Below are 23,254 nucleotides of genomic sequence, written 5' to 3' on the forward strand. Positions count from 1 at the left end.
GGTACTGCCGCGGTTAGTCGTTGTTGGCCACCATGGCATCGATCAGGCGGTCGACCAACTGGTCCGACGGCACGGTCTGCTGGGCATCCGCGGTCGGATCACCACGCAGCGGCTTGATCTGCGCAACACCTTGGGTGACTTCATCGTCGCCAATGATAACCGCATAGGATGCGCCGCTTGCGTCAGCGCGCTTGAACTGCGACTTGAAGCTACCGTTGCGCCCTTCCGGCGATGCGTGAAGGATGACGTCGAGGCCGGCGTCGCGCAGTCGCTCTGCGGCGATCAGCGCCTGCACCTGCGCCTCATCGCCCTGATGGACGATGTAGACGTCGCAGCCCTGCGCTTCTGGCTCAAGCTTTTCTTCGCGCAGCAGTTCGATGATGCGCTCGACACCCATCGCCCAGCCGCATGCGGGGGCCGGCTTGCCGCCGATCTGTTCGATGAGCGGGTCGTAGCGGCCGCCGCCGGCCACGGTGCCTTGGGCGCCCAGCTTGTCGGTCGTCCACTCGAAGACGGTGAGGTTGTAGTAATCCAGGCCGCGCACCAGACGCGGGTTGATCGTGAACGGAATGTTGTTCGCCTTGAGCAGCTTTTGCACGCCCTCAAAGTGCGCGCGCGATTCGTCGCCCAGGTAGTCGATGAGCTTCGGCGCGCCGGCGGCCATGTCCTGCAGCGCCGGGTTCTTGGTGTCGAGCACGCGCAGCGGGTTGGTGTAGAGGCGGCGCTTGCCGTCCTCATCCAGAATGTCCTGGAAACCTTCCAGATATTTGATGAGATCGGCACGGTGCGCAGCGCGCTCTTCGGCCTGACCGAGCGAGTTCAACTCGAGCTTTAGGCCGACAAGGCCGAGGTCATCCCACAGTCGCTGACACATCAGGATGACTTCTGCGTCGATGTCGGGGCCAGCAAAGCCCAGCGCTTCCACGCCCACCTGATGGAACTGGCGATAGCGTCCACGCTGCGGACGCTCGTGGCGGAACATCGGGCCGGTGTACCACAGGCGCTTAGGGCCGTCGTACAGCAGGTTGTGCTCGATCACGGCGCGCACGGCGGCAGCGGTGCCTTCGGGGCGCATGGTCAATTGTTCGCCGTTCAACGCATCGGTGAAGGTGTACATCTCCTTCTCGACGATGTCCGTCACCTCGCCGATGCCACGCACAAACAATTGCGTCTGCTCAACGATCGGCGTACGGATCTGCTGGTAGCCATAGGCGCGCAGCATGCTGCGCACGGCGTTGTCAAAGTGCTCCCACAGCGGGGCGTCGCTGGGCAACAAGTCGTTCATGCCTTTGACGCCGGCGATTTTCTGCACGCGTTGTTTTTGTGTATCGCTCATGATGTCACGTAAAAAACCGGCCTCTCACATTTGGCTCCATGCGGGGCCGGCCGGTCGTTTCCTGCTTCGACTTCGAGTCCCGAAGCCTGATGCCGTTTTTAGACTGTCGCCGAGGCCTGTGCGCCGTAATGCGTCCGCACGTATTCGTCGACGATCGTCTGGAATTCTTCTGTAATGCGTTCGCCGCGCAGCGTTTTCACTTTCACGCCGTCAACGAACACCGGCGCCGCCGGCGACTCACCCGTGCCCGGGAGCGAGATGCCAATGTTGGCGTGCTTGCTCTCCCCAGGCCCGTTGACGATGCAGCCCATCACGGCCACATTCATCTCTTCGACACCTGGGTACTGCGTTTTCCACTTCGGCATCTGCTCGCGCAAGTACGACTGGATGCGCGCAGCCAGTTCCTGAAACACCGTGCTGGTCGTGCGTCCGCAACCAGGGCATGCAATGACCATCGGCGTGAAATTGCGCAGACCCATGGTCTGCAGAATCTCCTGCGCGACGATGACTTCCTTCTCGCGCGGCGCGCCGGGCTCGGGCGTGAGAGAAATGCGGATCGTGTCGCCGATGCCTTCTTGCAGAAGCACCGACAACGCCGCCGTGGAAGCCACGATACCTTTGCTGCCCATGCCGGCCTCCGTCAGGCCGAGGTGCAGCGCATAGTTACAGCGACGCGCCAGTTCGCGATACACAGCAATCAGATCCTGTACCGCAGAGACTTTGCACGACAGGATGATCTGGCTGCCCGGCAAGCCCAGTTCTTCCGCCTTTTGCGCCGACTGGATCGCTGAAGTGATCAGCGCCTCGACCATCACCGCGCGGGCATCCCACGGCGTTGCGCGTTGCGCGTTCTCATCCATGATCCGCGCAAGCAGATCCTGATCGAGGCTGCCCCAGTTCACGCCGATACGCACCGGCTTCTCGTAGCGGCAGGCGATCTCGATCATCTGCGCGAACTGCGTATCACGCTTGGCGCCCTGCCCGACGTTGCCCGGATTGATGCGGTACTTGGACAGCGCCTGCGCGCACTCCGGATAGTCCTGCAGCAGCTTGTGGCCGTTGTAATGAAAATCGCCGACCAGCGGCACATCGACGCCCATTCGGTCGAGCTGCTCGCGGATGGCGGGCACCGCGGCCGCAGCGGCGGGCGTGTCCACTGTGATACGCACCAACTCGGAGCCCGCCCGCGCCAATTCCTTCACCTGGATCGCGGTGCCGATGGCGTCCGACGTGTCGGTATTCGTCATCGACTGCACACAGACTGGCGCGTCGCCGCCAACGTGCACGACACGGTCACCCCAGCGGATTTGCGCGGCGCGCGAGTTCCGGCGCGGCAGCGGACCCACCAAGGCTGGAGCGCAATCGAGAGGCGTGGAGATTTCCATGATCAGACAAGGCGCGCCGCCACAGGCACCGCGCCATTTACAAAACGGTTCAGGGCAACGTGGCCCGTGCCACGCGGTTGCGGGCGTACTTCTGAAGATCGACGGACGCACCGCCCACAGCCAGCGATTCAACCGCTTCTGCATTGCCGAAAACGACCTTGAACGGCGGCGTGCCGGTCAGATCGCGTGCGTCACCTTCCTTGGAGATGCCGCTGGCGAGCGTCTTGCCGGTTTTGTCCTTGATTTCATACCAGGAGGAACCGGAGAAGCGCACCGACACCGTGCCGCTGCGACTCGCCGATTCAGCCGGTTTGACGGTTTCCGTCGGCTGAGCAGCAACTGGAGCATCGACGTTGACCACAGCGGCCTTGACACCTGCAACGCCTACGGCTGCCGCCGGAACAGCAGCACCGCTGTCTGAACGCGGCAGCGTTGCCGGTGGGGCCAGCGGCGCAGTTACCACGCCCGAGGCCGGGGCCGCCGGGGCAACCGGGGTCAACGGTGTCGGCATGGAAGCGGCTGGTGTTTCAGCCGGAGCCTGCTCAGCTGCCGGAGCCGCTTGCGCGGGTACAGTTTGCCCGGCCGCCGGCACTTCCTTCGCGGTGGATTCGGTGTTTTGCGTGGCTGCCGTTTGCGAGGCAAACCACTGCTTCAGACGGTCCATACCAGCCAACGCACCGCCTGCTACGACCACCGCAACGACCACACCAATCAGCCAGCGGCCACCGCCACTGCGACGCTTCGCAAAGCTCGGCTTGTCGGAGAACGATTCACCCAACCCGCCTTCGGGGCGCAAGCCGATGTTAGTGACCGGCGCACGGGCATTCAAACGCGCAAGCTGGTCATCGACATCCACCTGCAAAGCGCGTGCGTAGGCGCGGATGAGCCCTTTGGTAAAGGTCATGTCAGGCAATGCACTGACATCTGCCGATTCCACCGCCGACAACTTGCCAGGTGCGACCTTCAGGCGCCCCGCCAGATCGTCGACCGTCAGCCGCTGCCGTTCTCGGCCGGCACGCAGGCGTTCGGCGATCTCGCGCAGCGCATCGTCGCGGTCCGGCGAAGCAGCGGCAGGCGGATTCGAGGCAGGCGTCGCGCCGTGAGAGAAGTCGGCTGCGCTTGCCACGTCGCGGTCAGTCATCCCAGGCTCCTCGTTCGAATGCCGCCTCTTCGGGCGCATTGGCGAAGCGGCGCTGCAATTGCGCGCTCCATGCGTTCTGCTGTGAAGTGTCGCCGAGGCGGCGTGCGATGCGAGCGCCCAGCCACAGGCTTTCTGCCGTCGGATTCCCGCGGCCATTCACACGTTCGATAAACGGCATGGCACGTGAATATTCGCGTCGTTTGTAGTACAGCTGCGCCAACGTCAAGTTGGTCAGCGGATTGTTTGCGTCGATATAGGTGGCGCGGGTGAGGCTCTTCTCCGCGCCATCCAGATCGCCCTGACGCATCTGGCAGACACCCAGATTCGTCCATGGTTTCGCGGGGCTGCCGGCGGCCGGCGCCTCGATGGCCTGGCGCAGCATCGCCATGCCTTGATCGGGCTTGCCGCCTTGCGAGCACAGGAACCAGCCGTAGTTGTTCAGCAAGTCGCCATCTTGGGGCGTCGTAGCCAGAGCGCTGCGGAAGCTCTCATCAGCCTGCTCGCGCTGGCCGAGGTTCATGTAAGCCAACGCGCGGATGTGATACGCGTTCGGCACATTCGGATCGATTGCGATGGCGTTCTTGATTTCCTCAAGCGCTGTCGCATTCTGGCCGGCTTCCAAGTATTGCGTCGCGAGTTGTAATCGGATTGCAGCCCGGCGACCGGCGTCAGCCTTTTGATCGGGGGCGGTCGTGACTTCTCGTGTCTGTGTCTGGACCGGCGGCGACAATGCGCACCCGGCGGCTGCCAGCGTGAAGACCAGACTGACAGCAGTCGACCAACGCTTCATGCGGTACCCATGCGGTGAGTGGAGTCGGCCCCGACCACGGGGATCTCGACGATCTTGCCAAACTTGCCGCGCTCGGCCAGGCGTGTTCGGTCCTTGACCTCGCCGGCGAGCTGCCCGCAAGCCGCATCGATGTCGTCGCCTCGCGTCTTGCGGATGGTGGTGACAATGCCTGCATCCAGCAGCACTTGCGAGAAGCGGCGGATCTGCTCATTGTTCGAGCGCTTCAACCCCGATTCCGGGAACGGGTTGAACGGGATCAGGTTGAACTTGCACGGCACGTCGGCCACGACGCGCAGCAGTTCACGGGCATGCTCGACGGTATCGTTGACACCATCCAGCATGCAGTATTCAAAGGTGATGAAATCGCGCGGCGCGAACTCCAGATAGCGACGGCAGGCAGCCATCAATTCGGCCAGCGGATACTTCTTGTTGAGCGGCACGAGCACGTCGCGCAGCGCATCGTTGGACGCGTGCAGCGACACAGCGAGCGCCACGGGCACATCGCGCGCGAGGCGGTCCATCATCGGCACCACGCCCGAGGTGGATACCGTTACGCGACGGCGCGAAAGGCCATACGCGTTGTCGTCCAGCATCAGCGACAGAGCAGGCACCACGGCGTCGTAATTCAGGAGCGGCTCGCCCATGCCCATCATCACAACGTTGGTGATGACGCGGTCGTCCTTGGGGCCGCGACCGAGCTGCTTGCGCATGGCGAACTCCGCCATCCACAGTTGGCCGATGATCTCGCCAGTACTGAGGTTGCGCGAGAAGCCCTGCTTGCCGGTCGAGCAGAACCGGCAGTTGACGGCACATCCCGCCTGAGACGACACGCACAACGTGCCGCGCGTCTCTTCGGGGATGTAGACCGTCTCGACGGCATTGCCCTGCCCTACGTCGACCAGCCACTTGCGCGTGCCGTCCGACGAAAGGTGATCGGTAATGACCGCCGGCGCCTGGATGTTGGCGCGGGTCGCAAGCTTTTCGCGCAGCGACTTGGCGAGATCGGTCATCTCGCCAAAATCGGACGCCCCCGACTGGTGAATCCAGCGCTGCAACTGCTTGGCGCGAAACGACTTCTCACCCAGGCTCTCGCAGTACGCGAGAAGGCCCTGTGCGTCGAAATCGAGGAGATTCACCACATCGCTCATGACTTGCAACCCGAAACCACAATCCCAGTCTAGTGTTGACGCTTAGCGGCTGTAAATGTTCAGGCCCGGGAAGAAGAATGCGACTTCCACGGCGGCCGTTTCTGCAGCGTCCGAGCCGTGCACGGCGTTGGCGTCGATGCTGTCAGCGAAGTCGGCGCGGATCGTGCCCTTCTCGGCCTTCTTCGGGTCGGTTGCACCCATCAGATCACGGTTCTTGGCGATTGCGTTTTCGCCTTCCAGCGCCTGGACCATCACCGGGCCCGAGATCATGAAGTCCACCAGATCCTTGAAGAACGGGCGCTCCTTGTGCACGGCGTAGAACTGCTCGGCTTCTGCGCGCGACAGGTGGATCATCTTGGCTGCGACGATCTTCAGGCCGGCGCCTTCGAAGCGGGCGTAGATCTGGCCGATGACATTCTTGGCCACGGCATCCGGTTTGATAATCGACAAAGTGCGTTCGAGCGCCATCAAAAACTCCAAAAAATGAAGGTGTTACGTGAAAGATAAACGTTAGATTCTAACACGGGCGGGAACGGGATGGATGTCAAGCGGTGCAACCGGATGCCGCGTACGCCGGGAGCACAAGGAGGCGATATCGTCACTTGTCTTTGCAGGCCTCGTCGGCTTGACGAACCCGCCTTAGCATCCCCTTATGGGGAGCACAAAAAGTCACTCACCAAAGGCACCTTCCGCCGCAAACACCGACCAGGAGCCGGAACCGCGTGGCATCCTGACTCTCCAAGTAAGGAGATGTGGCTTGCAAAAGCCCGCCTCGGATGCCACATTCGCTGTGTCGTCGCATTGTCTGCAATGTCATTCACCCAAGGAGTTCGCATGGACAACCAACTCAACACGTACGGTTTTGGCGCTTCCGGCACCGCCGGCGCGTTGGCCGTCCGTAACCGCGTGCTGCGCAATACTTATTGGCTGCTCGCGCTTTCCATGATCCCCACCATCCTCGGCGCCTGGATCGGTGTCGCCACCGGCTTCAACCTGATGGGGCGCAACCCGCTGATGGGTTTCGTCATCTTCATGGCGGTGGCTTTTGGCTTCTTCTACGCCATTGAGCGTTTCAAGAACAGCGGCGTCGGCGTGGCATTGCTGCTCGGCTTCACGTTCTTCATGGGGCTGATGCTGTCGCGGCTGATTGGCATGATTCTGGGCTTCTCGAATGGCGCGTCACTCATCATGACGGCGTTCGGCGGCACCGCGGTCATCTTCGGCGTGATGGCGACGGTGGCCACGGTCAGCAAGCGCGATTTCTCGGGCCTGGGCAAGTGGCTGTTCATGGGCGTGCTGGTGCTGATCGTTGGCTCGGTGGCCAACATCTGGCTGCAATTGCCCGCGATGATGCTGACGATCTCGGTGCTGGCCATCGCGATCTTCTCGGCATACATCCTGTTCGACGTGCAGCGCATCGTGAACGGCGGCGAGACCAACTACGTGACGGCTACCCTGGCCATCTACCTGGACGTCTACAACATCTTCACGAACCTGCTGGCGATCCTGGGGATCTTTGGCGGAAATCGGAACTGAGCCAAATTCAGCCTCACAAGCGCCAGCGATGGCGAAAAAAACCGGCGCACCAGGCGCCGGTTTTTCTTTGTCTGCGAGACGCCCGACGAACGGTCAGTCGCGCTCGAATACCGCCATCGACTCCACGTGCGACGTGTGCGGGAACATGTTGACCACGCCCGCGCCGGCCAAACGATAACCCGCTTCATGCACGAGCAAACCCGCATCGCGCGCCAGCGTCGCCGGATTGCATGACACGTAGACGATGCGCTTCGGCAGCAGATCAGCCGCCTCGCCGCCTCGCTGAGACAACTCGGCGAGCGCCTTGGACACGGCCAACGCCCCTTCGCGCGGCGGGTCGATCAGCCAGCGATCGAACTTGCCCAGCGCGGCAATATCATCGGCCGACACTTCGAAGAGATTGCGGCAAGCGAATGTCGTTTTCGCATCCAAACCGTTGTGCTGAGCGTTGGCGAGCGCCCGGGTTGTCAGCGCCTCGCTGCCTTCGATGCCCATGACTTCGCGTGCCCGTGTAGCCATTGGCAGCGTGAAGTTGCCGATACCGCAAAACAGGTCAAGGAGCCGATCGCTGGGCTGAGCGTCGAGCAGCTTCAGCGCCCGCGACATCAGCACCCGGTTGATCTGGTGATTGACCTGCGTGAAATCCGTCGGCTTGAACGGCATCGTGATGCCGAACTCCGGCAGCGTGTACGTCAGCGTGCGGTCAAGGGGATGGAACGGATAAACGGTGTCCGGCCCCTTGGGCTGCAGCCAAAACTGGACGTTGTGCTGATCGGCAAAAGTGCGCAGCTCGGCCTCATCCTCGGCGGTGATGGGCTCCAGATTGCGCAAAACCAGCGCGGTCACGTCCTGCCCGACCGCCAGTTCGATCTGCGGCATACGTTGCACGATCGACAGGCGCCCCACCAACTCGCGCAACGGCACCAGCAGCGCGGATACGTGCGGCGGCAGCACCTCGCACGACGTCATGTCGGCCACGTAGCTGCTCTTGCGCTCGTGGAAGCCCACCAGCACACCACCTTTGGCCGCAACATGGCGCACGGTCAAGCGGGCGCGGTAGCGGTAGCCCCAGTCGGGGCCGGCAATCGGTCGGAACACGACGTCCGGACGCAGCTTGGCCAAATGCCACAGGTCATCTTCCAGCACGCGCTGCTTGATCGCGACCTGTGCACGCGAATCCAGATGCTGCATCGAGCAGCCACCGCATACCCCAAAGAACTTGCACTGCGGCGTCACGCGGGAAGCGGACTGGCGCAGAATGTTCACCACACTCGCCTGCTCGTACGACGGCTTCACGCGGTGACTCCGATACATCACGCGCTCACCAGGCAATGCGCCTTCCACGAAGACCACCTTGCCCGGCGTGCCATCCTCGTTGGCCAGACGACCGATACCGCGTGCTTCACCGTCGAGCGAAACGATTTCCAGGGGGCCAGCCACGGGCATCTCGGGCTTACGGCGCCCACGGGGCTTAGCGGGCGGCGCGTCCGGAGCGGCGATTGCTGAATCAGGAGAGGAAGGCGTGACGTTAGGTGCAGCTTGAGACACGAGCGAGCCTGGGCAAAATGAGGACAAGGGCGGCATTGTAAGACACCGGAGGACCAGCATGGGCACCGTCATCCTGACGTGGAATATCCAGTGGGGCCGTGGCGCCGACGGGCACGTCAGCCTGACGCGCCAACTGACGCAAGCACGTGAGATGGTCGAGTTCGATGTGCTGTGCCTCCAGGAAGTCACGTCCGGTTTCAGCGATCTGCCGGGCCAACCAGGCATCGATCAATGGAGCGAACTGGCCGACGCGCTTGGCCCCGACTACACCGTGATCGCTGGCTTCGCGCTGGAGCGCCACAACGGCATGCATGTGCAGCGCTTCGGCAACGCGATTGCCACACGCCTACCCGTGCATCACATCCGGCGCCACGCTTTGCCTTGTCCGGCGGATGCCACACCGTATATGCCGCGCATGGCCATCGAGGCGATCGTGCAGGCGCCGTTCGGCTTGTTGCGCATCATCACAACGCATCTGGAGTACTACTCGGCGCTTCAACGGCTGGCGCAAATCGACGCATTGCGCGGCATCCACTCGGAAGGGTGTGTGCGTGCAAATCAAGGATCGGTGCTTGGCACAGAGTCCGAGGCCGGTCCCTTCCGCCCGCTTGCACAGACGACGTCAACCATTGTCTGTGGCGATTTCAACTGCAAGCCGGACTCCACGCCTAAACACCTAGCGACCGTGCCGTTCACTCAGGAACCCGCTTTGCACGACGCGTGGGAAATTGCTCACGGCACAACGCCGCAACCGCCGACGTTCGGCGTGCACGACCGCACCGGCTGGACCGAACCGGCCTACGCGTGCGATTTCATGCTGATCAGCGATCCATTGAGACCGCGCGTGCTGCGGATGGAAGTCAACAGCACCACGCAAGCGTCGGATCACCAACCGATGCTGCTGGAGCTGCGGAACGACTGAATGAAACTGGAGAAGAAAGAAGAGAGGCAGCAGCGCCTTACAGCACCGCATCCTTACGCACGCCCTGCGAAGCGAAATGGCGCTTGAGCTTGACCAGCGCTTCCTGCTGAATCTGGCGAACGCGTTCGCGCGTCAGGCCCATCTCGGCGGCCAGCTCTTCCAGCGTCGCAGGCTCGATGTAGTTGAGGCCGAAGCGGCGCTCCACCACATAACGGTGCTTGTCCGACAAGCGCGCAAGCCACGACTTCATCAGCAGTGAAAGCTCCCGATGTGCCACTTCCTGGTCCGGCGACGCGCCATGCTCATCCGAGAGGAAATCGAGCAGGCTCGTGCCCGGATCAAGATCGAACGGTGTATCCAGCGAAGTCGTGTGCTCGTTGAGCGAGAGCACGTCCTGCACTTCCTCCGTGGTCTTGCCGAGCAAGTGAGCGATGTCTTCAAGGCTCGCGTCCCGGCCATCCACGCCGCTCTTTTCCAGATGACGCTTGGCACGCAGCACCTGGTTGAGTTCGCGAATCACGTGCACCGGCAGACGAACCGTACGCGCCTGGTTCATGATCGCGCGCTCGATGCTCTGGCGGATCCACCACGTTGCATACGTCGAGAAGCGGAACCCGCGCTCCGGATCGAATTTTTCGATCGCGTGCATCAGCCCCAGGTTGCCCTCCTCGATCAGATCGAGCAGCGGCACACCGCGGTTCAGATAGCCTTTTGCAATGCTCACGACCAAGCGGAGGTTGCGCTCGATCATGACCTGGCGCGCGGCAAATTCACCCGCCTTGGCCAGCGTCGAGAAATGCAGTTCTTCCGCTGGCGTCAGAAGCGGCTTGATGCTGATGCGATTGAGATAGTGCTGAACCGTGTCGGCGGCCAGTTCAGCCTGCAGCACCTTGCGGAAATCTTCCTCGGGTGCGGCCTCCTCGGCCTCTTCACCCTCCTCCTCTTCTTCATCCGGCTCGTCGGCACTGTCCGACGTGTCGTTGAGATCAGCAGAATCGGAGGCGGGCAGATCGTCGACCAGCGCGTCGACGACTTCGATCTCTTCAGCAGGAGACTGTGCCGCGCCACGCGCACGCCGCCCCGCGCGCCCATTTGGGGTGCGCTGGCCCTCTACAGCAGCGTCGATGTTGTCATCGGCGGGGGTGGCGGGCGTGGCAGCTTTCTGGCGCGGCATGCATTCCTCTATTGAGGCGGCAAGTAGCGCATCGGATCGACCGGCTTACCGTTGCGGCGCACTTCAAAATGAAGCTTCACGCGATCCGCATCAGTACTGCCCATTTCAGCGATCTTCTGCCCTTTCTTGACCGTGGATTGCTCGGTGACCAGAACCTTGTCGTTGTTGCCGTAGGCGGTCAGGAACGTGTCGTTGTGTTTGATGATGACAAGATTCCCGTACCCACGCAAGGGTCCAACGTGGATCACTTTTCCGTCGTCGGCGGCGACCACGGCATCGCCACGTTTGCCGCCAATGTCGATGCCCTTGTTGCTCTTGTCATCGAAACGGTTGATGAGCGAGCCGCGTGCCGGCCAGGCCAGCGAGATTGCGCTGTCGCTTGCCCCGGCAGGAGCGCTGGACGATGCTGCGGACGGCGGCGTGGCGGGCGTCGAATCGACCGGTTGCGTAGTCGTGTTAGGCGGGCGAACCGGTGTGACCACGGCCCCGGTGCTGCTGACATCGGCGTTTGGCGGAACAACGCGTAATAGCTGATCGACTTCGATCTGGTTCGGATTGGCGATGTTGTTCCACGCCACCAGGTCTCGCGGCGCCTGGCCGTTACGCAGGGCGATGCTGTACAAGGTATCGCCGCGCTTGACCCGATAGTAGCCGGGGGGCGGCGGCTCTTGCGACGTGGCCCCGGTGCTACCGGCGCGCGAGGTGCGGTCGAGAACGGGGGCCTGATTGCCGGAGGATGCGCAAGCCGCCAATAGTGCGGCCGACACCATCGCCACGGCGAGCCGGCCTGCGCGTGCGGGGCTTGGACGGTTCATGGAGCTCCGGGAAATGAACATGCTAAACAGTTCCTGATTTTAACGGGACAAAGAAAACGCCTTCAAGCGCGGTACTGTGAAACTGGAAGCGGCTGCGGCGCTCGATGAGAACGAGCTGCTGCGCCGGGCCGTTGCTGCGGTCGGTGGCCACAGGCGCAATCAGCCGGCCGCCAACGGTGAGCTGGTCGAGCAGCGCCTGCGGCACCTCCAGCCCCGCCGCCGCCAGGATGATGGCGTCGAACGGCCCGGCCTTCGGCAGCCCGAGCATGCCGTCGCCATAGTGCAGACGGATGTTTGGCACCCGGAGTGGCCGCAAGTTCGCTTTGGCTTTTTCGTGCAGCGGGCGAACGCGCTCGATCGAGTACACCTCGTCGGCGAGTTGCGCCAGAACGGCAGCCTGGTAGCCGCAGCCGGTACCGATTTCCAGCACGCGCGCGAGCGGCAGGCCGGTGCGACTGGGCCGCCCACTCAATAACAACTCAATCATCCGTCCGACCACCGACGGCTTCGAGATCGTTTGCTGATGGCCGATGGGCAACGCGGAATCTTCGTAGGCTTGCGAGGCCAGGCCGGCATCGACGAACAAATGGCGTGGCACGGTGCCGATCGCTGCCAGCACGCGCTTGTCGCTCACGCCGCCGGCCTGCACCCGACCGACCAATGCCTGACGCGCACGATCCGAGGCCATACCGCCAGCCGCCGCATGCGCTGCCGCGGTGCGGGCCTGCACGGCGCTCGCAGCAACGGCGCCAACCGCAGGGTCGACACCCGCCACGCGCTGCGGTGCAGGTGCCGGGGCAGAAGCCGGTGACGCGCGTTCGACCGATGCCGCACGCGCCGGTGTAGGGCGTGACACCGCGCTCACCCCGGACGAGATGCGCGTTTCACGCTGGCGTTCCACGGGCTTGCGCTCGACGACTGCATCGAGCGTCAACGGAAAACGCCGGTCGCGCGGACGTTCAGACATGAGCCACCATGCCGATCATGGCGTCTGCCAGCGGCGCACGGTGCGCAGTTGGGCCGTATCGGTCAGATCCAGCTGCAGCGGCGTCAGCGAGACGAAGCCGTGCGCAACGGCGTGGAAATCGGTGCCTTCGCTCGCATCCTTTGCATCGCCGGCGGCACCGACCCAGAAGATCGGCTCGCCGCGCGGATTGGCCTGACGGATCACCGGCTGCGACTGGTGCCGCTTGCCCAGACGCGTCGCACGCCAGCCCGCGAGCTCGGCGTACGGCAGATTCGGGATATTGACGTTCAGCAGGACCGGCCCGTCCAGCGGATCGGACAGATAGCGCTCGACCACCTCGCGGGCCACGCGCTCGGCGGCGTCGAGGTGCGTCCAGCCCTTGTCAACTTGCGAAAACGCAATCGACGGAATACCGAACAGATAGCCTTCGATGGCGGCGGCGACCGTGCCGGAGTACAGCACGTCTTCACCCATGTTCTGGCCCTGGTTGATACCGGAGACGACCAAGTCGGGCTTCTCTTCGATCATGCCGGTCAGCGCGATGTGCACGCAGTCCGTCGGTGTGCCGTTGACGAAGCGGAAGCCCTTCTGGGCACCGTCGGTCGCTTCAAACACCGAAAGCGGACGTTGAAGCGTAAGCGAGTTGGAGGCGCCGCTGTGGTTCTGCTCCGGCGCGACCACCGTCACGCGGCCCAGCGGGCTCAGCGCACGATGCAGCGCCGCGAGCCCAGGGGCGAGGTATCCGTCGTCGTTGGCAATGAGAATATGCATGGCGCGGATTGTAACCGAGCAACGTTCGCGAATCGTGCTCCTGCACACGTTCTACGCGCTTACAAAAAATGCATCGACAAGCCGCGGGATCCATCGCGCCCAGCCAAATCGAACGATCGTGCTTTTATTCGGTTACACTGCCGGACGAGATCGCGTGCAATGCATGCGAGATGGCGAACAATCCAACGCAAGACTGTTGAGGAGACACATGATGAAAGCCGTCGTCTGCAAGACCTGGGGCCCGCCCGAATCGCTGGTGATCGAAACGCTGCCGGACCTCTCGCCCGGCGCCGGTGAAGTCGTGATCGACGTAAAGGCCGCGGGGGTGAATTTTCCTGACGTGCTGATTATCCAGAACAAGTACCAGTTCAAGCCGGAGTTGCCGTTTACGCCCGGCTCGGAAGTCGCGGGCGTGGTCAATGCGGTCGGCGAAGGCGTGTCGCACCTGAAGGCCGGCGACCACGTGATCGCGTTTCTTGGCCAGGGCGCGTTTGCCTCACAGGTCAAGGCATCGGCCAAGGTGGTCATGCCGATGCCGCCAGGCATGGCGTTCGACACCGCCGCCGCGTTCACGCTCACCTATGGCACGTCGCACCACGCGGTGGTCGATCGCGGCCAACTGAAGGCCGGCGAAACGATGCTCGTGCTCGGCGCGGCAGGCGGTGTCGGACTGGCGGCTATCGAGATCGGCAAGGCGATCGGTGCGCGCGTCATCGCTGCGGCATCGAGCGACGAGAAACTCGCAGTCTGCAAGGACCACGGCGCCGACGCCCTCATCAACTATTCGACCGAAGACCTGCGCGAGCGCATCAAGGAATTGACCGACGGCAAGGGCCCTGACGTGATCTATGACCCGGTCGGGGGCATCTACGCGGAACCGGCGTTCCGCTCGATCGCTTGGCGGGGCCGCTACCTCGTGGTCGGATTTGCCAACGGAGAGATCCCCAAGATGCCGCTGAATTTGGCGTTGCTGAAAGGCGCGTCGCTGGTGGGCGTGTTCTGGGGCGAATTCGCGCGCCGGGAACCGAAGGCGAATCTGGCGAACATGATGCAGATGCTCGGCTGGATGCAGGAAGGCAAGATCCGGCCGCATATCTCTGCGCGCTATCCGCTGGAGCAGACGACGCAGGCGCTGCTGGACATGGCGGCGCGCAAGGTGACGGGCAAGGTCGTGATCCAGCCGTAAAAACGTCACCGCTGAACAAAAAAAGCCGCGCAGGTTGATCGCCTGCGCGGCTTTTCTCTTTGGTGCAACGGTTTATCAGGCTGCTTCTTCCAGCGTCGGATAGTCGGTGTAGCCCTTTTCCTGGCCGCCGTAGAAGGTTGCGCGATCCGGCTTGTTGAGCGATGCGCCGGCACGGAAGCGCGCCACCAGATCGGGATTGGCGATGAACGGACGACCGAACGCAACGGCATCCGCCAGACCGGAGGCAATCATCTGTTCGCCCTCTTCCGCCGTGTATTGGCCGCACACGATGAGCGTGCCCTTGAAGGCATCGCGCAGTTGGCGACGGAAATCGTTGCTCAGCTCGGGGCCGCCGGCCCAATCCGGTTCGGCGATGTGCAGGTAGGCGATGCCACGCTTGGTCAGCTCGCGCGCAAGGTACAGCGCGCTTTCTTCAGCTTGTTCGTCGGCAATGTCGTGCGCGACGAAGTGCGGCGAGAGGCGGATGCCGACGCGGTCTGCGCCAATCTCGGCGATGGCGGTGTCAACGACTTCGAGAATCAGTCGGGCGCGGTTTTCCAGGGAGCCGCCGTACTGGTCGGTGCGCTGGTTGCTGTTGGTCGACAGGAATTGGTGCAGCAGGTAACCGTTGGCGGCGTGGATTTCAACGAAATCGAAGCCGGCGCGGCGTGCACGCAGCACGGCCTGGCGGTATTGCGCAATCACACCGGGGATTTCTTCCGTGGCCAGGGCGCGCGGCTCGCTGGTCGGCACATTGGCGGGCGTGCCGTCCGGCTGCACGACAAAGCTCTGCGCACCCTTGGCGACGATGGCTGACGGCGCGACGGGAGCCTGGCCGTTTTCCTGCAGCAGCGTGTTCGAAATACGGCCCACGTGCCACAGCTGTTGCGAGATGCGGCCGCCCTTGGCGTGCACGGCATCCACCACCGCCTTCCAGCCGGCTTCCTGTGCGTCGGTGTACATGCCCGGCGTCCAGGCGTAGCCCTGCCCCTGGCGGGAAATTTGCGTCGCTTCTGTGACGATGAGGCCAGCAGTGGCACGCTGGGCGTAGTAGGTCACGTTCAGTTCGGTCGGCACGTCACCCGGCTGGCCGGCGCGCGAGCGCGTAAGCGGCGCCATGACGACACGATTGGCGAGGGTCGTACGGCCGGTCTGAACCGGGGACAGCAGTTGTTGAGTCATATCAGCTCCTGAAAGGCACTATTCGACCGGTCATCTAGAACCGGAATCAAAGAAAAAGCGAGGAACGTGCCTCGCCGGCAATGGGTTGCATTCGACGTCAGTGTTTGGGCTTGGCCAGCAGCATTTCGGTTTGCGCGACACAGCTCTTGAACGCGTCGACCGTGCGGTGCGCCTTGGCCAGCAGTGCACCGCCCATCCACATGGCGTACAGGCCTTCGGCCAGTTCGTGCGCGTCCTGCACAGGCGCCAACGAACCGTCGGCGACACCGGCCTCGATTGCGGTGGCGATGCGCTCGACCATCCGCGTCATCCCTGCCGACAACACCTTGCGCATCGGCTCGGACAAATCGGACACCTCTCCTGACAGCTTGACCGCGAGGCACGTGACTTCGCATGCGCTGCGCTCATGCAGATCAATCCAGGCCATGAAATAGCGCAGCAGCCGTTCACGGGCGGAGATGCGCGTGTCGTTGAAGAGGCTGACAACGCCCGCGTCGTAGTCCTGGAAATAGCGCTCCAGCATGGCAACGCCAAAGTCTTCCTTGGACCCGAAGTAGTAATAGAACGAGCCCTTCGGCACCTGCGCGCGGCCCAGGATTTCCGCCAATCCGACGGCCGAAAAACCGCGCCCGAGGATCAGCTCGGCACCGGCGTCGAGGATGCGGTCGCGGGTGTCGTGCCGGGCTTCGGCGCCTTCAGCGGTGACGGGTTCGGGGTGCTTGCTCATGATGGGTCGCATTGTAGTAGACCGACCGTCTAGTTGCATAACCCTGCTTGCGACAGGGTCGATGTGACGTTTGCGTCGTCCGCGCGCTCGCTCAGAGCTTTTCCGTCTCGCCGCTCTTCGGCTGCCAGCGCATCAGGCGCTTTTCCATCAAGCCGACGAGCCAATCCAGGACCAGCGCAAAGACCGTCAGCACGACGATGCCCGCAAACACGGTGTTGATGTCGAACGTGCCCTCTGCCTGGAGGATCAGGTAGCCGACACCGCGTGCGGAGCCGAGATACTCCCCCACCACCGCCCCGACGAACGCCAGGCCCACCGACGTATGCAGCGACGAGAACACCCAGCTCGTCGCGCTCGGCAGATAGACGAAGCGCAGTAGTTGCCGCTGCGATGCGCCCAGCATGCGCGCATTGGCCAGCACGACCGGGCTCACTTCCTTCACGCCCTGGTAGACGTTGAAGAAGACGATGAAGAACACCAGCGTCACCGCCAACGCGACCTTTGACCAGATCCCCAGCCCGAACCACACGCCGAAGATCGGCGCCAGGATCACGCGCGGCATCGAATTGGCCGCCTTGATGTACGGATCCAGCACTGCCGAAGCCGCCGGGCTCAGCGCCAGCCACAAGCCGGCGCCCAGGCCAGTAGCGGTGCCGATGGCAAAGGCCAGCACTGTCTCGGCCAACGTCACGCCAAGGTGTTGATAGATATCGCCTTCAGAAACGAACCACGCCCAGATGCGCTGGGCAACGATGAGCGGTTCTCCGAAGAAGAACGCAACTTCCTGCGAGCGCGTGGCGAAGTGCCACACGCCCAACGTGACGACCAGCAGGCCAAGCTGCCAGGTGCGCAGCGCGAATGGAGAAAGCGGACGGTTAGCCATGGATGCAATCGATCAGATTCAGGTCAAGCCACGCGGCGGTGCTGCGCATAGCCCTTGAGGACTTCCTCGCGCAGGACGTCCCAGATGCGCGAATGCAGGTCGACAAAGCCGGCCTGGTCACGAATCTCGGCCACATCGCGCGGGCGCGGCAGGTCGATGGTGAATTCGCCGATTGGGTGCGTGCCGGGGCCGGCGGCCAGAACGACCACGCGGTCGCTCATGGCAATCGCTTCGTCCAGATCGTGCGTGATGAACAGCACCGCCTTGCGCTTGGCGGCCCAGAGGTCGAGCACCTCGTTTTCCATCAGCTGGCGCGTCTGGATGTCGAGCGCGGAAAACGGCTCGTCCATGAGGATGATGTCGGGGTCGAGCACCAGCGTTTGCGCCAGGCTCACGCGTTTGCGCATGCCGCCCGAAAGCTGATGTGGATAGCGGTCTTCAAAGCCAGCCAGCCCGACGCGCGCGAGCCACGACATGGCCAGGTCGCGCGCTTCCTGGTCGGGCATGCCCCGAAACTCCAGCCCAGCCATCACGTTGTCGAGCGCGCTGCGCCACGGCATCAGCGCCTCTGCCTGGAACATGTAACCGGCACGACGATTGATGCCGACCAGCGGTTCGCCAAACACCCGGACCTGCCCCGAAGACGGCTGCAACAGCCCCGCCGCCAGATTCAGCAATGTTGATTTGCCGCAGCCGGTGGGGCCGACCACCGAGACGAACTCGCCAGCCTGCACCTCCAGCGACGTGTTTTGCACGGCGGTGTGACGCTGGCCCGGCGTGTCGGGCGAGATGAACGTGCAGGTGATCTGATCGAAAGAAAGCGCGGGATGGGACATGGTCTGCGATCCAAAAGCAATGCGCCCGGGCGAAACCGGGCGCGTTGCTGAAAGCCTGTGGAACTTACTTGTATTTCGCGTTGGCCTTCTGCACGAAGGTATTGGTGAAGGTCTGGTCGAGCTTGATCTGCTTGCCCTTCACTTCCGCATCAAACTCCGACAGCGTGCGCAGCGCCGTGGTCGGGCCGTCGGCGGGCATCGTGCCGTCCGGCGAGATCGCCTCACGCACCTTCTCCCACGCCGCCAAATACAGCGCACGGTCGCCCAGCAGATAGGCTTCGGGCACCGTCTTGACGATGTCCGAGGGGCCCGCCTTCTGCAGCCACTTGAGCGCGCGCACCATGGCGTTGGTCATCGCCTGCGTCGTGTTCGGATTCTTCTGGATGAACGCGGTGGACGCGTACAGGCAGCCGGCCGGCATGTTGCCGCCAAACACCGCCTTGGTATCGGCCAGCGTGCGGGTATCGGAGACGACGCGGACTTCATTCTTCTGCGTGAGCATCGACATCACCGGGTCCAGGTTGGCCAGGGCGTCGATCTGGCCCGCACGCACGGCCGCAATCGCCCCGCTGCTCGGGCCCACGCCGATGATCGACACTTCGTTCGGCTTGATGCCGGCGCGCGCCAGCACGTAGTTGACCATGATGTTGGTCGACGAACCCGGCGCCGTCACGCCGATCTTCTTGCCCTTCAAATCGGCAATCGACTTGAAGTTGGGCATCGTCTTATTGTTGACCGCCAACACGATCTGCGGTGCGCGCCCTTGCAGCACGAACTCCTGATACATCTGGCCCTTGGCCTGCAGCACCAGCGTGTGCTCGTAGGCACCGCTCACGACATCGGCGCTACCTCCCACCACAGCCTGCAGCGCTTTTGCACCGCCGGCAAAGTCGACGATTTCAACGTCCAGGCCTTCGTCCTTGAAGTAACCCAGACGCTCGGCAATCGTCAGCGGCAGGTAGTAGAACAGCGCCTTGCCGCCCACCGCGATGGTGACCTTGCTTTTTTCAGGTTTGCCCTGTGCCAGAACGGCGGGGCTGGCAACCAGCAGGCTCGTCGCGCACAGCGCTGCGCCCACCCACTTTGCCCAGCGCCCAATGACTCGTGTCCCCATGCCTGACTCCTGTTCTGTGGCCTTCACTGCCTTGGCGGCGATATTACCGCAACGATTTGCAACACAACATGCGGGATCGTCCTAGCTGCTTAGCTTTTGGCTTCGGCAACGATGCCCTGCGAAACGAGCGCGTCGATCTGCGCATCCGTCAGGCCGTGGCCGCGCAGGACATCGCGCGTGTGCTGGCCCAGGCGCGGCGCGCTCGCCTGCACAGCGCCCGGCGTGGCGGAAAGCTTGGGCACCACGCCCGGCATCTCGACCTCGATGCCCGACTGCGCGCGCACGGTTTCGATCACGCCGCGTGCGCGGTAGTGCGGGTCGGCGGCAATGTCCGCGATGGTGTAGATCGGGCCGCTGGGCACTTCGGCCGCATGCAGCGCGGCCAGGACATCTGCGATGGGCAACGTGCTCGTCCACGCGTTGATGGCTGCGTCGATTTCCTCGGCACGCGCGGCGCGGCCGTCGTTGCGGGCCAGGCCCGGATCGTCGGCCAGATCTTGACGGCCCATGTGTTGCATCAGGCGGCGGAAGATGTTGTCACCGTTGGCGGCGATCAGAACGTATTCGCCACCGGCGCAGCGATAGGCGTTCGACGGTGCGATACCCGGCAGCGCCCCGCCCGCCGGCTGGCGGATCGCGCCAAACACCGAATACTCCGGCAGCAGGCTCTCCGTCAGGTTGAACACGGATTCATACAGCGCCACGTCGATCACCTGCCCCTTGCCGCCGCGCGCGTCGCGTTCGTACAGCGCCAGCAGCACGCCCAACGCGCCATGCAAACCGGCGATGGTGTCGCCGAGCGACAGCCCCGCCCGGGCAGGCGGGCGCCCCGGCTCACCGGTCAAATAGCGCAGGCCGGCCATGGCTTCGGCAATGGCCGCAAAGCCCGGCTCATCCCGTTTGGGGCCCGTCTGGCCATAGCCAGACACACGCAACATGATCAGTTTCGGATTGATGGCGGAAAGCGCCTCGTACGACAGCCCCCACTTCTCCATCGTCCCCGGGCGGAAGTTCTCGATCAGCACATCGGCTTCAGCAGCCAGCTTGCGAACGACTTCCTGCCCTTCCGGGACACGCAAGTCGACGCAGACCGACTGCTTGTTGCGCGATTGCGCCTCCCACCAGACTGACGTGCCCTCATGCAGCATCCGCCATTTGCGCAGCGGATCGCCCTGCCCCGGTGGCTCGATCTTGATGACGTGTGCGCCGAAGTCGGCGAGCGTCTTGGCAGCAAACGGCCCGGCAATCAGTTGCCCGAGTTCGAGCACACGGATGTCCTGCAAAACCTGTGTCGGCATGGTCGTATGGAAAGCGTTGAATTCAGAGTGCGGCGGGATTGCCGAGCAGATGCGTCATCAACAGGCGCGCGGAACTGGTCAGCGCATCGGGGTCGCGCACGCCCACCAGCAGGCGGCGATGCGCCCATTCGTCTTGGAGCGCCACGAGCGCCAGACCGGCGCCCGGCAGGCTCGATACATGTCCTTGCGCGGCGATGCGCGGCAACACGCCCACGCCCAGGCCAGAGGCCACCATCCGGCAGACGGCTTCGAAGCTGCGTACCTGGATGCGCAGGCGCAGCGGCTTGCCGAGCCGAAGGCTTTCGTCGACGAGTTGCGCCGCCAGCGACGTGCCCGGCGGCAGGCTGACGAAATCGAAATCCACGGCGTCCGCGAAATGGACCTGCTTGCGCCCGGCCAACGGATGCCCGCGCGGCGTGACCAAGGCGAGATCGTCTTCGCGGTAGTCGAACGATTGCAGCCCATCGCACGGCGTACCGGCCGCGAAGATGCCCAGATCCGCCCGGTTCTCGCGCAGCGCGGCAACGATATCGCCGCTGTCCTGCTCCTCCAGCGCGATACGGATGGCCGGATTGGCCAGCATGAACGCCGCCAGGTCATCAGCCAGGAATTGCGTAATCGACGAGGTGTTGGCCCACACGCGCACCAGCCCCCGCGTGCCGGCGGCAAAGTCCGACAGCGCACCCGCCATGCGCTCGACGTCCTGCAGGATGCCGACAGCGTGGCGGAAGCACGCCTGGCCGGCCTCGGTCAGCTCCACGCCTGCGGCATGGCGATACAGCAGCGGCGCGCCTACGGCCGCTTCGAGATCGGAAATCCGCTTGCTCGCCGCGGCCACGGCCAAGTGCGATTGGCGGGCCCCAGCCGAGATGCTGCCCAGCCGGGCCACCGCCACAAACAGGCCAAGGGTGACGAGATCGAAGCGGGCGAGATTCATGATGCGGATAATCCGGCGGAGTTGGACAAACGCGACAGGTCAATGCGAATCGTTACAGTTTTCATCGGCAAGTCATGACATAGCGCTTAGGATGGCCGGGTTTTTTGCACCATTCCGGCTGCACCAGCCCGGATTCTAGCGGTTGCCCTATTCGTCGTAACTCATGCCCTCGCTGCCTCTTCACGTCACCCCTCGCCGTCCATTTCCTCTGATGGGCGCTGCGCAACAAGCGATGGCGGCCTTTATGCTCGCATTGAGCCTGCAAGGCGCGGCGCTGGCGGCTGGCACCGAAGCGCCCGCTGCGGACATCCCTGAGCCTGAGCGATGGAACGTGCATGGACAGTTCACTAATGTGACGCAGTGGCACCCGTCGTTCCGCTCGCCGTACAGCGGCACCAATAGCCTCACGCCCGAAAATACCAACAAGGAAACGGTCGACGTCACGCTCTATCTCGGCCTGCGCCTGTGGCAGGGCGCCGAACTGTACGCCAACCCGGAAATCGACCAAGGTTTCGGGCTGAGCAATACAGTCGGCCTGGCCGGCTTCTCAAGCGGTGAGGCCTACAAGATCGGCAACAATGCTCCCTACCGCAAGCTGCCCCGCCTGTTCCTGCGACAGGTCATCAATCTCGGCGGCGAGCAACAGGCAGTAGAGTCGGGCCCCAACCAGCTTGCCGGCAGCCGCTCGGCAGACAATGTCACTATCACCGTCGGCAAATTCTCGGTGGTGGACATCTTCGACACGAACACGTACGCGCACGACCCCCGCGGCGATTTCCTGAACTGGGCGGTCATCGATTCCGGCGCATTCGACTATGCAGCCGACGCGTGGGGCTACACCCATGGCCTGGCGGTGGAATGGACGCAATCGTGGTGGACGCTGCGCGGAGGGCTCTTCGCGCTGTCGGTGGTACCCAACAGCGTCACGATCGACACCACTTGGAAGCAATACCAATGGGTGGGCGAATTTGAAGCACGCCACGATTGGTTCGGCCGCCCGGGCAAGCTCAAGCTGCTGGCCTTTGCAACGCGAGGCCGGATGGGCGGCTATGGTTACGCCGTCAGCCTCGCCCAACAGACGAGCAGTACGCCCGACACGGGCCTCGTGCGGCGCCTCGCTTGGCGCCCCGGCATTGCCCTGAACCTGGAGCAGGAGGTCACCTCCGACCTGGGCGTCTTCGCACGGGCCAGCATGAACGACGGCAGCAAGGAAACATACGAGTTCACCGACATCAACCGGTCGGTGTCGGCTGGGTTCTCGCTAAAGGGCAATCGATGGGGGCGCCCGAACGACACTTTCGGTGCTGCCGTGGTGGTGAACGGTTTGTCGCGTGCAGCACGCCAGTACTTCGCGGCCGGGGGTATGGGCGTGCTGATTGGCGATGGCGCCCTCAACTACGGCACCGAACGCATCGCCGAGCTGTATTACAACTGGGCCGCCATCAAGCACCTTACGCTCGGCCTGAACTATCAATACGTGGTCCATCCGGCGTACAACCGGGATCGCGGCCCGGTGTCGATCGTCGGGGCGCGCATCCACGCCGAATTTTAAGCAGTT

At 63.4% G+C, this 23,254-nt stretch carries 22 protein-coding genes; 4 read left to right on the forward strand and 18 right to left on the reverse strand.

Features of this window, described 5'->3' with window-relative positions; all coding sequences use genetic code 11:
* Positions 1-13: 13 nt before the first annotated feature.
* From hisS to ndk, 6 genes are all read right to left on the reverse strand, one after another.
* Entirely contained in the window at positions 14-1,336 is a 1,323-nt protein-coding gene (hisS, locus tag R2676_RS07575) for a histidine--tRNA ligase (RefSeq protein WP_027677629.1), read from the reverse strand.
* Positions 1,337-1,434: 98 nt separating this feature from the next.
* Complete coding sequence (gene ispG / locus R2676_RS07580; RefSeq protein WP_206275369.1) at positions 1,435-2,721, reverse strand: flavodoxin-dependent (E)-4-hydroxy-3-methylbut-2-enyl-diphosphate synthase; 1,287 nt, start codon at positions 2,719-2,721, stop codon at positions 1,435-1,437.
* A gap of 49 nt (positions 2,722-2,770) precedes the next feature.
* Positions 2,771-3,862: a RodZ domain-containing protein gene (locus R2676_RS07585; RefSeq protein ID WP_206275370.1), complete on the reverse strand. Its 1,092-nt coding sequence runs from the start codon at positions 3,860-3,862 to the stop codon at positions 2,771-2,773.
* Positions 3,855-4,652 carry a type IV pilus biogenesis/stability protein PilW gene (gene pilW, locus R2676_RS07590; RefSeq protein ID WP_206275371.1) on the reverse strand — a complete coding sequence of 266 codons (798 nt, stop codon included), beginning with the start codon at positions 4,650-4,652 and terminating at the stop codon, positions 3,855-3,857. The genes R2676_RS07585 and pilW overlap by 8 nt, the downstream gene beginning before the upstream one ends.
* Positions 4,649-5,800 (reverse strand): 23S rRNA (adenine(2503)-C(2))-methyltransferase RlmN, encoded by a 1,152-nt coding sequence (gene rlmN / locus R2676_RS07595; RefSeq protein ID WP_102067006.1) that lies wholly within the window; start codon positions 5,798-5,800, stop codon positions 4,649-4,651. The genes pilW and rlmN overlap by 4 nt, the downstream gene beginning before the upstream one ends.
* Positions 5,801-5,842: 42 nt before the next feature.
* Entirely contained in the window at positions 5,843-6,268 is a 426-nt protein-coding gene (ndk, locus tag R2676_RS07600) for a nucleoside-diphosphate kinase (protein WP_004626298.1), read from the reverse strand.
* Positions 6,269-6,634: 366 nt separating this feature from the next.
* On the opposite strand from ndk, the gene R2676_RS07605 reads away from it, so the two are divergent.
* Complete coding sequence (locus tag R2676_RS07605) at positions 6,635-7,336, forward strand: Bax inhibitor-1/YccA family protein (RefSeq protein WP_027677634.1); 702 nt, start codon at positions 6,635-6,637, stop codon at positions 7,334-7,336.
* Positions 7,337-7,429: 93 nt separating this feature from the next.
* Here R2676_RS07605 and rlmD read toward each other — a convergent pair whose 3' ends face one another.
* On the reverse strand, positions 7,430-8,782 hold the full coding sequence (gene rlmD, locus R2676_RS07610; RefSeq protein ID WP_206275756.1) for a 23S rRNA (uracil(1939)-C(5))-methyltransferase RlmD: 1,353 nt from the start codon (positions 8,780-8,782) through the stop codon (positions 7,430-7,432).
* Between the two features lie 160 nt (positions 8,783-8,942).
* Here rlmD and R2676_RS07615 point away from each other — a divergent pair, with 160 nt between their 5' ends.
* Positions 8,943-9,806, forward strand: coding sequence for an endonuclease/exonuclease/phosphatase family protein (locus R2676_RS07615; protein ID WP_206275372.1), 864 nt, complete (start codon positions 8,943-8,945; stop codon positions 9,804-9,806).
* Positions 9,807-9,843: 37 nt separating this feature from the next.
* On the opposite strand, the gene rpoS is transcribed toward R2676_RS07615, so the two are convergent.
* Genes rpoS through surE form a run of 4 tightly spaced genes read right to left on the reverse strand, consistent with a single transcriptional unit; the run spans position 9,844 to position 13,533 of the window.
* Complete coding sequence (rpoS, locus tag R2676_RS07620) at positions 9,844-10,980, reverse strand: RNA polymerase sigma factor RpoS (protein ID WP_206275373.1); 1,137 nt, start codon at positions 10,978-10,980, stop codon at positions 9,844-9,846.
* Between the two features lie 8 nt (positions 10,981-10,988).
* A complete protein-coding gene (locus tag R2676_RS07625; protein WP_206275374.1) occupies positions 10,989-11,816 on the reverse strand; it encodes a peptidoglycan DD-metalloendopeptidase family protein in 828 nt (275 codons plus the stop codon).
* A 1-nt stretch (position 11,817) separates the two neighbouring features.
* Complete coding sequence (locus R2676_RS07630) at positions 11,818-12,762, reverse strand: protein-L-isoaspartate(D-aspartate) O-methyltransferase (RefSeq protein WP_206275375.1); 945 nt, start codon at positions 12,760-12,762, stop codon at positions 11,818-11,820.
* A 15-nt stretch (positions 12,763-12,777) separates the two neighbouring features.
* A complete protein-coding gene (surE, locus tag R2676_RS07635) occupies positions 12,778-13,533 on the reverse strand; it encodes a 5'/3'-nucleotidase SurE (protein WP_206275376.1) in 756 nt (251 codons plus the stop codon).
* A 211-nt stretch (positions 13,534-13,744) separates the two neighbouring features.
* On the opposite strand from surE, the gene R2676_RS07640 reads away from it, so the two are divergent.
* Complete coding sequence (locus R2676_RS07640) at positions 13,745-14,719, forward strand: NADPH:quinone oxidoreductase family protein (RefSeq protein ID WP_009238416.1); 975 nt, start codon at positions 13,745-13,747, stop codon at positions 14,717-14,719.
* Positions 14,720-14,794: 75 nt separating this feature from the next.
* Here the strand turns inward: R2676_RS07640 and R2676_RS07645 are convergent, their stop codons facing one another.
* The 7 genes from R2676_RS07645 to R2676_RS07675 all read right to left on the reverse strand — a co-directional run bounded on the left by R2676_RS07645 (position 14,795) and on the right by R2676_RS07675 (position 21,696).
* Positions 14,795-15,901 carry an alkene reductase gene (locus R2676_RS07645; RefSeq protein WP_102066998.1) on the reverse strand — a complete coding sequence of 369 codons (1,107 nt, stop codon included), beginning with the start codon at positions 15,899-15,901 and terminating at the stop codon, positions 14,795-14,797.
* Between the two features lie 97 nt (positions 15,902-15,998).
* A complete protein-coding gene (locus tag R2676_RS07650) occupies positions 15,999-16,628 on the reverse strand; it encodes a TetR/AcrR family transcriptional regulator (RefSeq protein ID WP_206275377.1) in 630 nt (209 codons plus the stop codon).
* 91 nt (positions 16,629-16,719) lie between these two features.
* Positions 16,720-17,511 carry an ABC transporter permease gene (locus R2676_RS07655; RefSeq protein ID WP_027677644.1) on the reverse strand — a complete coding sequence of 264 codons (792 nt, stop codon included), beginning with the start codon at positions 17,509-17,511 and terminating at the stop codon, positions 16,720-16,722.
* A gap of 23 nt (positions 17,512-17,534) precedes the next feature.
* Positions 17,535-18,347: an ABC transporter ATP-binding protein gene (locus R2676_RS07660; RefSeq protein ID WP_206275378.1), complete on the reverse strand. Its 813-nt coding sequence runs from the start codon at positions 18,345-18,347 to the stop codon at positions 17,535-17,537.
* A 64-nt stretch (positions 18,348-18,411) separates the two neighbouring features.
* Positions 18,412-19,461 carry an ABC transporter substrate-binding protein gene (locus R2676_RS07665; RefSeq protein WP_206275379.1) on the reverse strand — a complete coding sequence of 350 codons (1,050 nt, stop codon included), beginning with the start codon at positions 19,459-19,461 and terminating at the stop codon, positions 18,412-18,414.
* An 89-nt stretch (positions 19,462-19,550) separates the two neighbouring features.
* Positions 19,551-20,759: a CaiB/BaiF CoA transferase family protein gene (locus tag R2676_RS07670; RefSeq protein ID WP_206275380.1), complete on the reverse strand. Its 1,209-nt coding sequence runs from the start codon at positions 20,757-20,759 to the stop codon at positions 19,551-19,553.
* A 22-nt stretch (positions 20,760-20,781) separates the two neighbouring features.
* Positions 20,782-21,696, reverse strand: a complete 915-nt coding sequence (locus R2676_RS07675; RefSeq protein ID WP_206275381.1) for a LysR substrate-binding domain-containing protein — start codon at positions 21,694-21,696, stop codon at positions 20,782-20,784.
* Positions 21,697-21,907: 211 nt separating this feature from the next.
* Here R2676_RS07675 and R2676_RS07680 point away from each other — a divergent pair, with 211 nt between their 5' ends.
* Complete coding sequence (locus tag R2676_RS07680) at positions 21,908-23,248, forward strand: carbohydrate porin (protein WP_206275382.1); 1,341 nt, start codon at positions 21,908-21,910, stop codon at positions 23,246-23,248.
* Positions 23,249-23,254 lie beyond the last annotated feature (6 nt).

It is taken from the genome of Ralstonia flatus, from assembly GCF_958439105.1.
Taxonomy (GTDB): Bacteria; Pseudomonadota; Gammaproteobacteria; order Burkholderiales; family Burkholderiaceae; genus Ralstonia; species Ralstonia flatus.

Coding starts and splice junctions, on each gene's coding strand:
- R2676_RS07650 (WP_206275377.1), bottom strand. CDS start 16,628: ATGAGCAAGCACCCCGAACCCGTCACCGCTGAAGGCGCCGAAGCCCGG.
- R2676_RS07665 (WP_206275379.1), bottom strand. CDS start 19,461: ATGGGGACACGAGTCATTGGGCGCTGGGCAAAGTGGGTGGGCGCAGCG.
- R2676_RS07625 (WP_206275374.1), bottom strand. CDS start 11,816: ATGTTCATTTCCCGGAGCTCCATGAACCGTCCAAGCCCCGCACGCGCA.
- surE (WP_206275376.1), bottom strand. CDS start 13,533: ATGCATATTCTCATTGCCAACGACGACGGATACCTCGCCCCTGGGCTC.
- R2676_RS07630 (WP_206275375.1), bottom strand. CDS start 12,762: ATGTCTGAACGTCCGCGCGACCGGCGTTTTCCGTTGACGCTCGATGCA.
- R2676_RS07585 (WP_206275370.1), bottom strand. CDS start 3,862: ATGACTGACCGCGACGTGGCAAGCGCAGCCGACTTCTCTCACGGCGCG.
- rlmN (WP_102067006.1), bottom strand. CDS start 5,800: ATGAGCGATGTGGTGAATCTCCTCGATTTCGACGCACAGGGCCTTCTC.
- rlmD (WP_206275756.1), bottom strand. CDS start 8,782: ATGCCCGTGGCTGGCCCCCTGGAAATCGTTTCGCTCGACGGTGAAGCA.
- R2676_RS07605 (WP_027677634.1), top strand. CDS start 6,635: ATGGACAACCAACTCAACACGTACGGTTTTGGCGCTTCCGGCACCGCC.
- R2676_RS07655 (WP_027677644.1), bottom strand. CDS start 17,511: ATGGCTAACCGTCCGCTTTCTCCATTCGCGCTGCGCACCTGGCAGCTT.
- R2676_RS07675 (WP_206275381.1), bottom strand. CDS start 21,696: ATGAATCTCGCCCGCTTCGATCTCGTCACCCTTGGCCTGTTTGTGGCG.
- R2676_RS07660 (WP_206275378.1), bottom strand. CDS start 18,347: ATGTCCCATCCCGCGCTTTCTTTCGATCAGATCACCTGCACGTTCATC.
- hisS (WP_027677629.1), bottom strand. CDS start 1,336: ATGAGCGATACACAAAAACAACGCGTGCAGAAAATCGCCGGCGTCAAA.
- R2676_RS07645 (WP_102066998.1), bottom strand. CDS start 15,901: ATGACTCAACAACTGCTGTCCCCGGTTCAGACCGGCCGTACGACCCTC.
- rpoS (WP_206275373.1), bottom strand. CDS start 10,980: ATGCCGCGCCAGAAAGCTGCCACGCCCGCCACCCCCGCCGATGACAAC.
- ispG (WP_206275369.1), bottom strand. CDS start 2,721: ATGGAAATCTCCACGCCTCTCGATTGCGCTCCAGCCTTGGTGGGTCCG.
- R2676_RS07640 (WP_009238416.1), top strand. CDS start 13,745: ATGAAAGCCGTCGTCTGCAAGACCTGGGGCCCGCCCGAATCGCTGGTG.
- R2676_RS07615 (WP_206275372.1), top strand. CDS start 8,943: ATGGGCACCGTCATCCTGACGTGGAATATCCAGTGGGGCCGTGGCGCC.
- ndk (WP_004626298.1), bottom strand. CDS start 6,268: ATGGCGCTCGAACGCACTTTGTCGATTATCAAACCGGATGCCGTGGCC.
- R2676_RS07670 (WP_206275380.1), bottom strand. CDS start 20,759: ATGCCGACACAGGTTTTGCAGGACATCCGTGTGCTCGAACTCGGGCAA.
- R2676_RS07680 (WP_206275382.1), top strand. CDS start 21,908: ATGGGCGCTGCGCAACAAGCGATGGCGGCCTTTATGCTCGCATTGAGC.
- pilW (WP_206275371.1), bottom strand. CDS start 4,652: ATGAAGCGTTGGTCGACTGCTGTCAGTCTGGTCTTCACGCTGGCAGCC.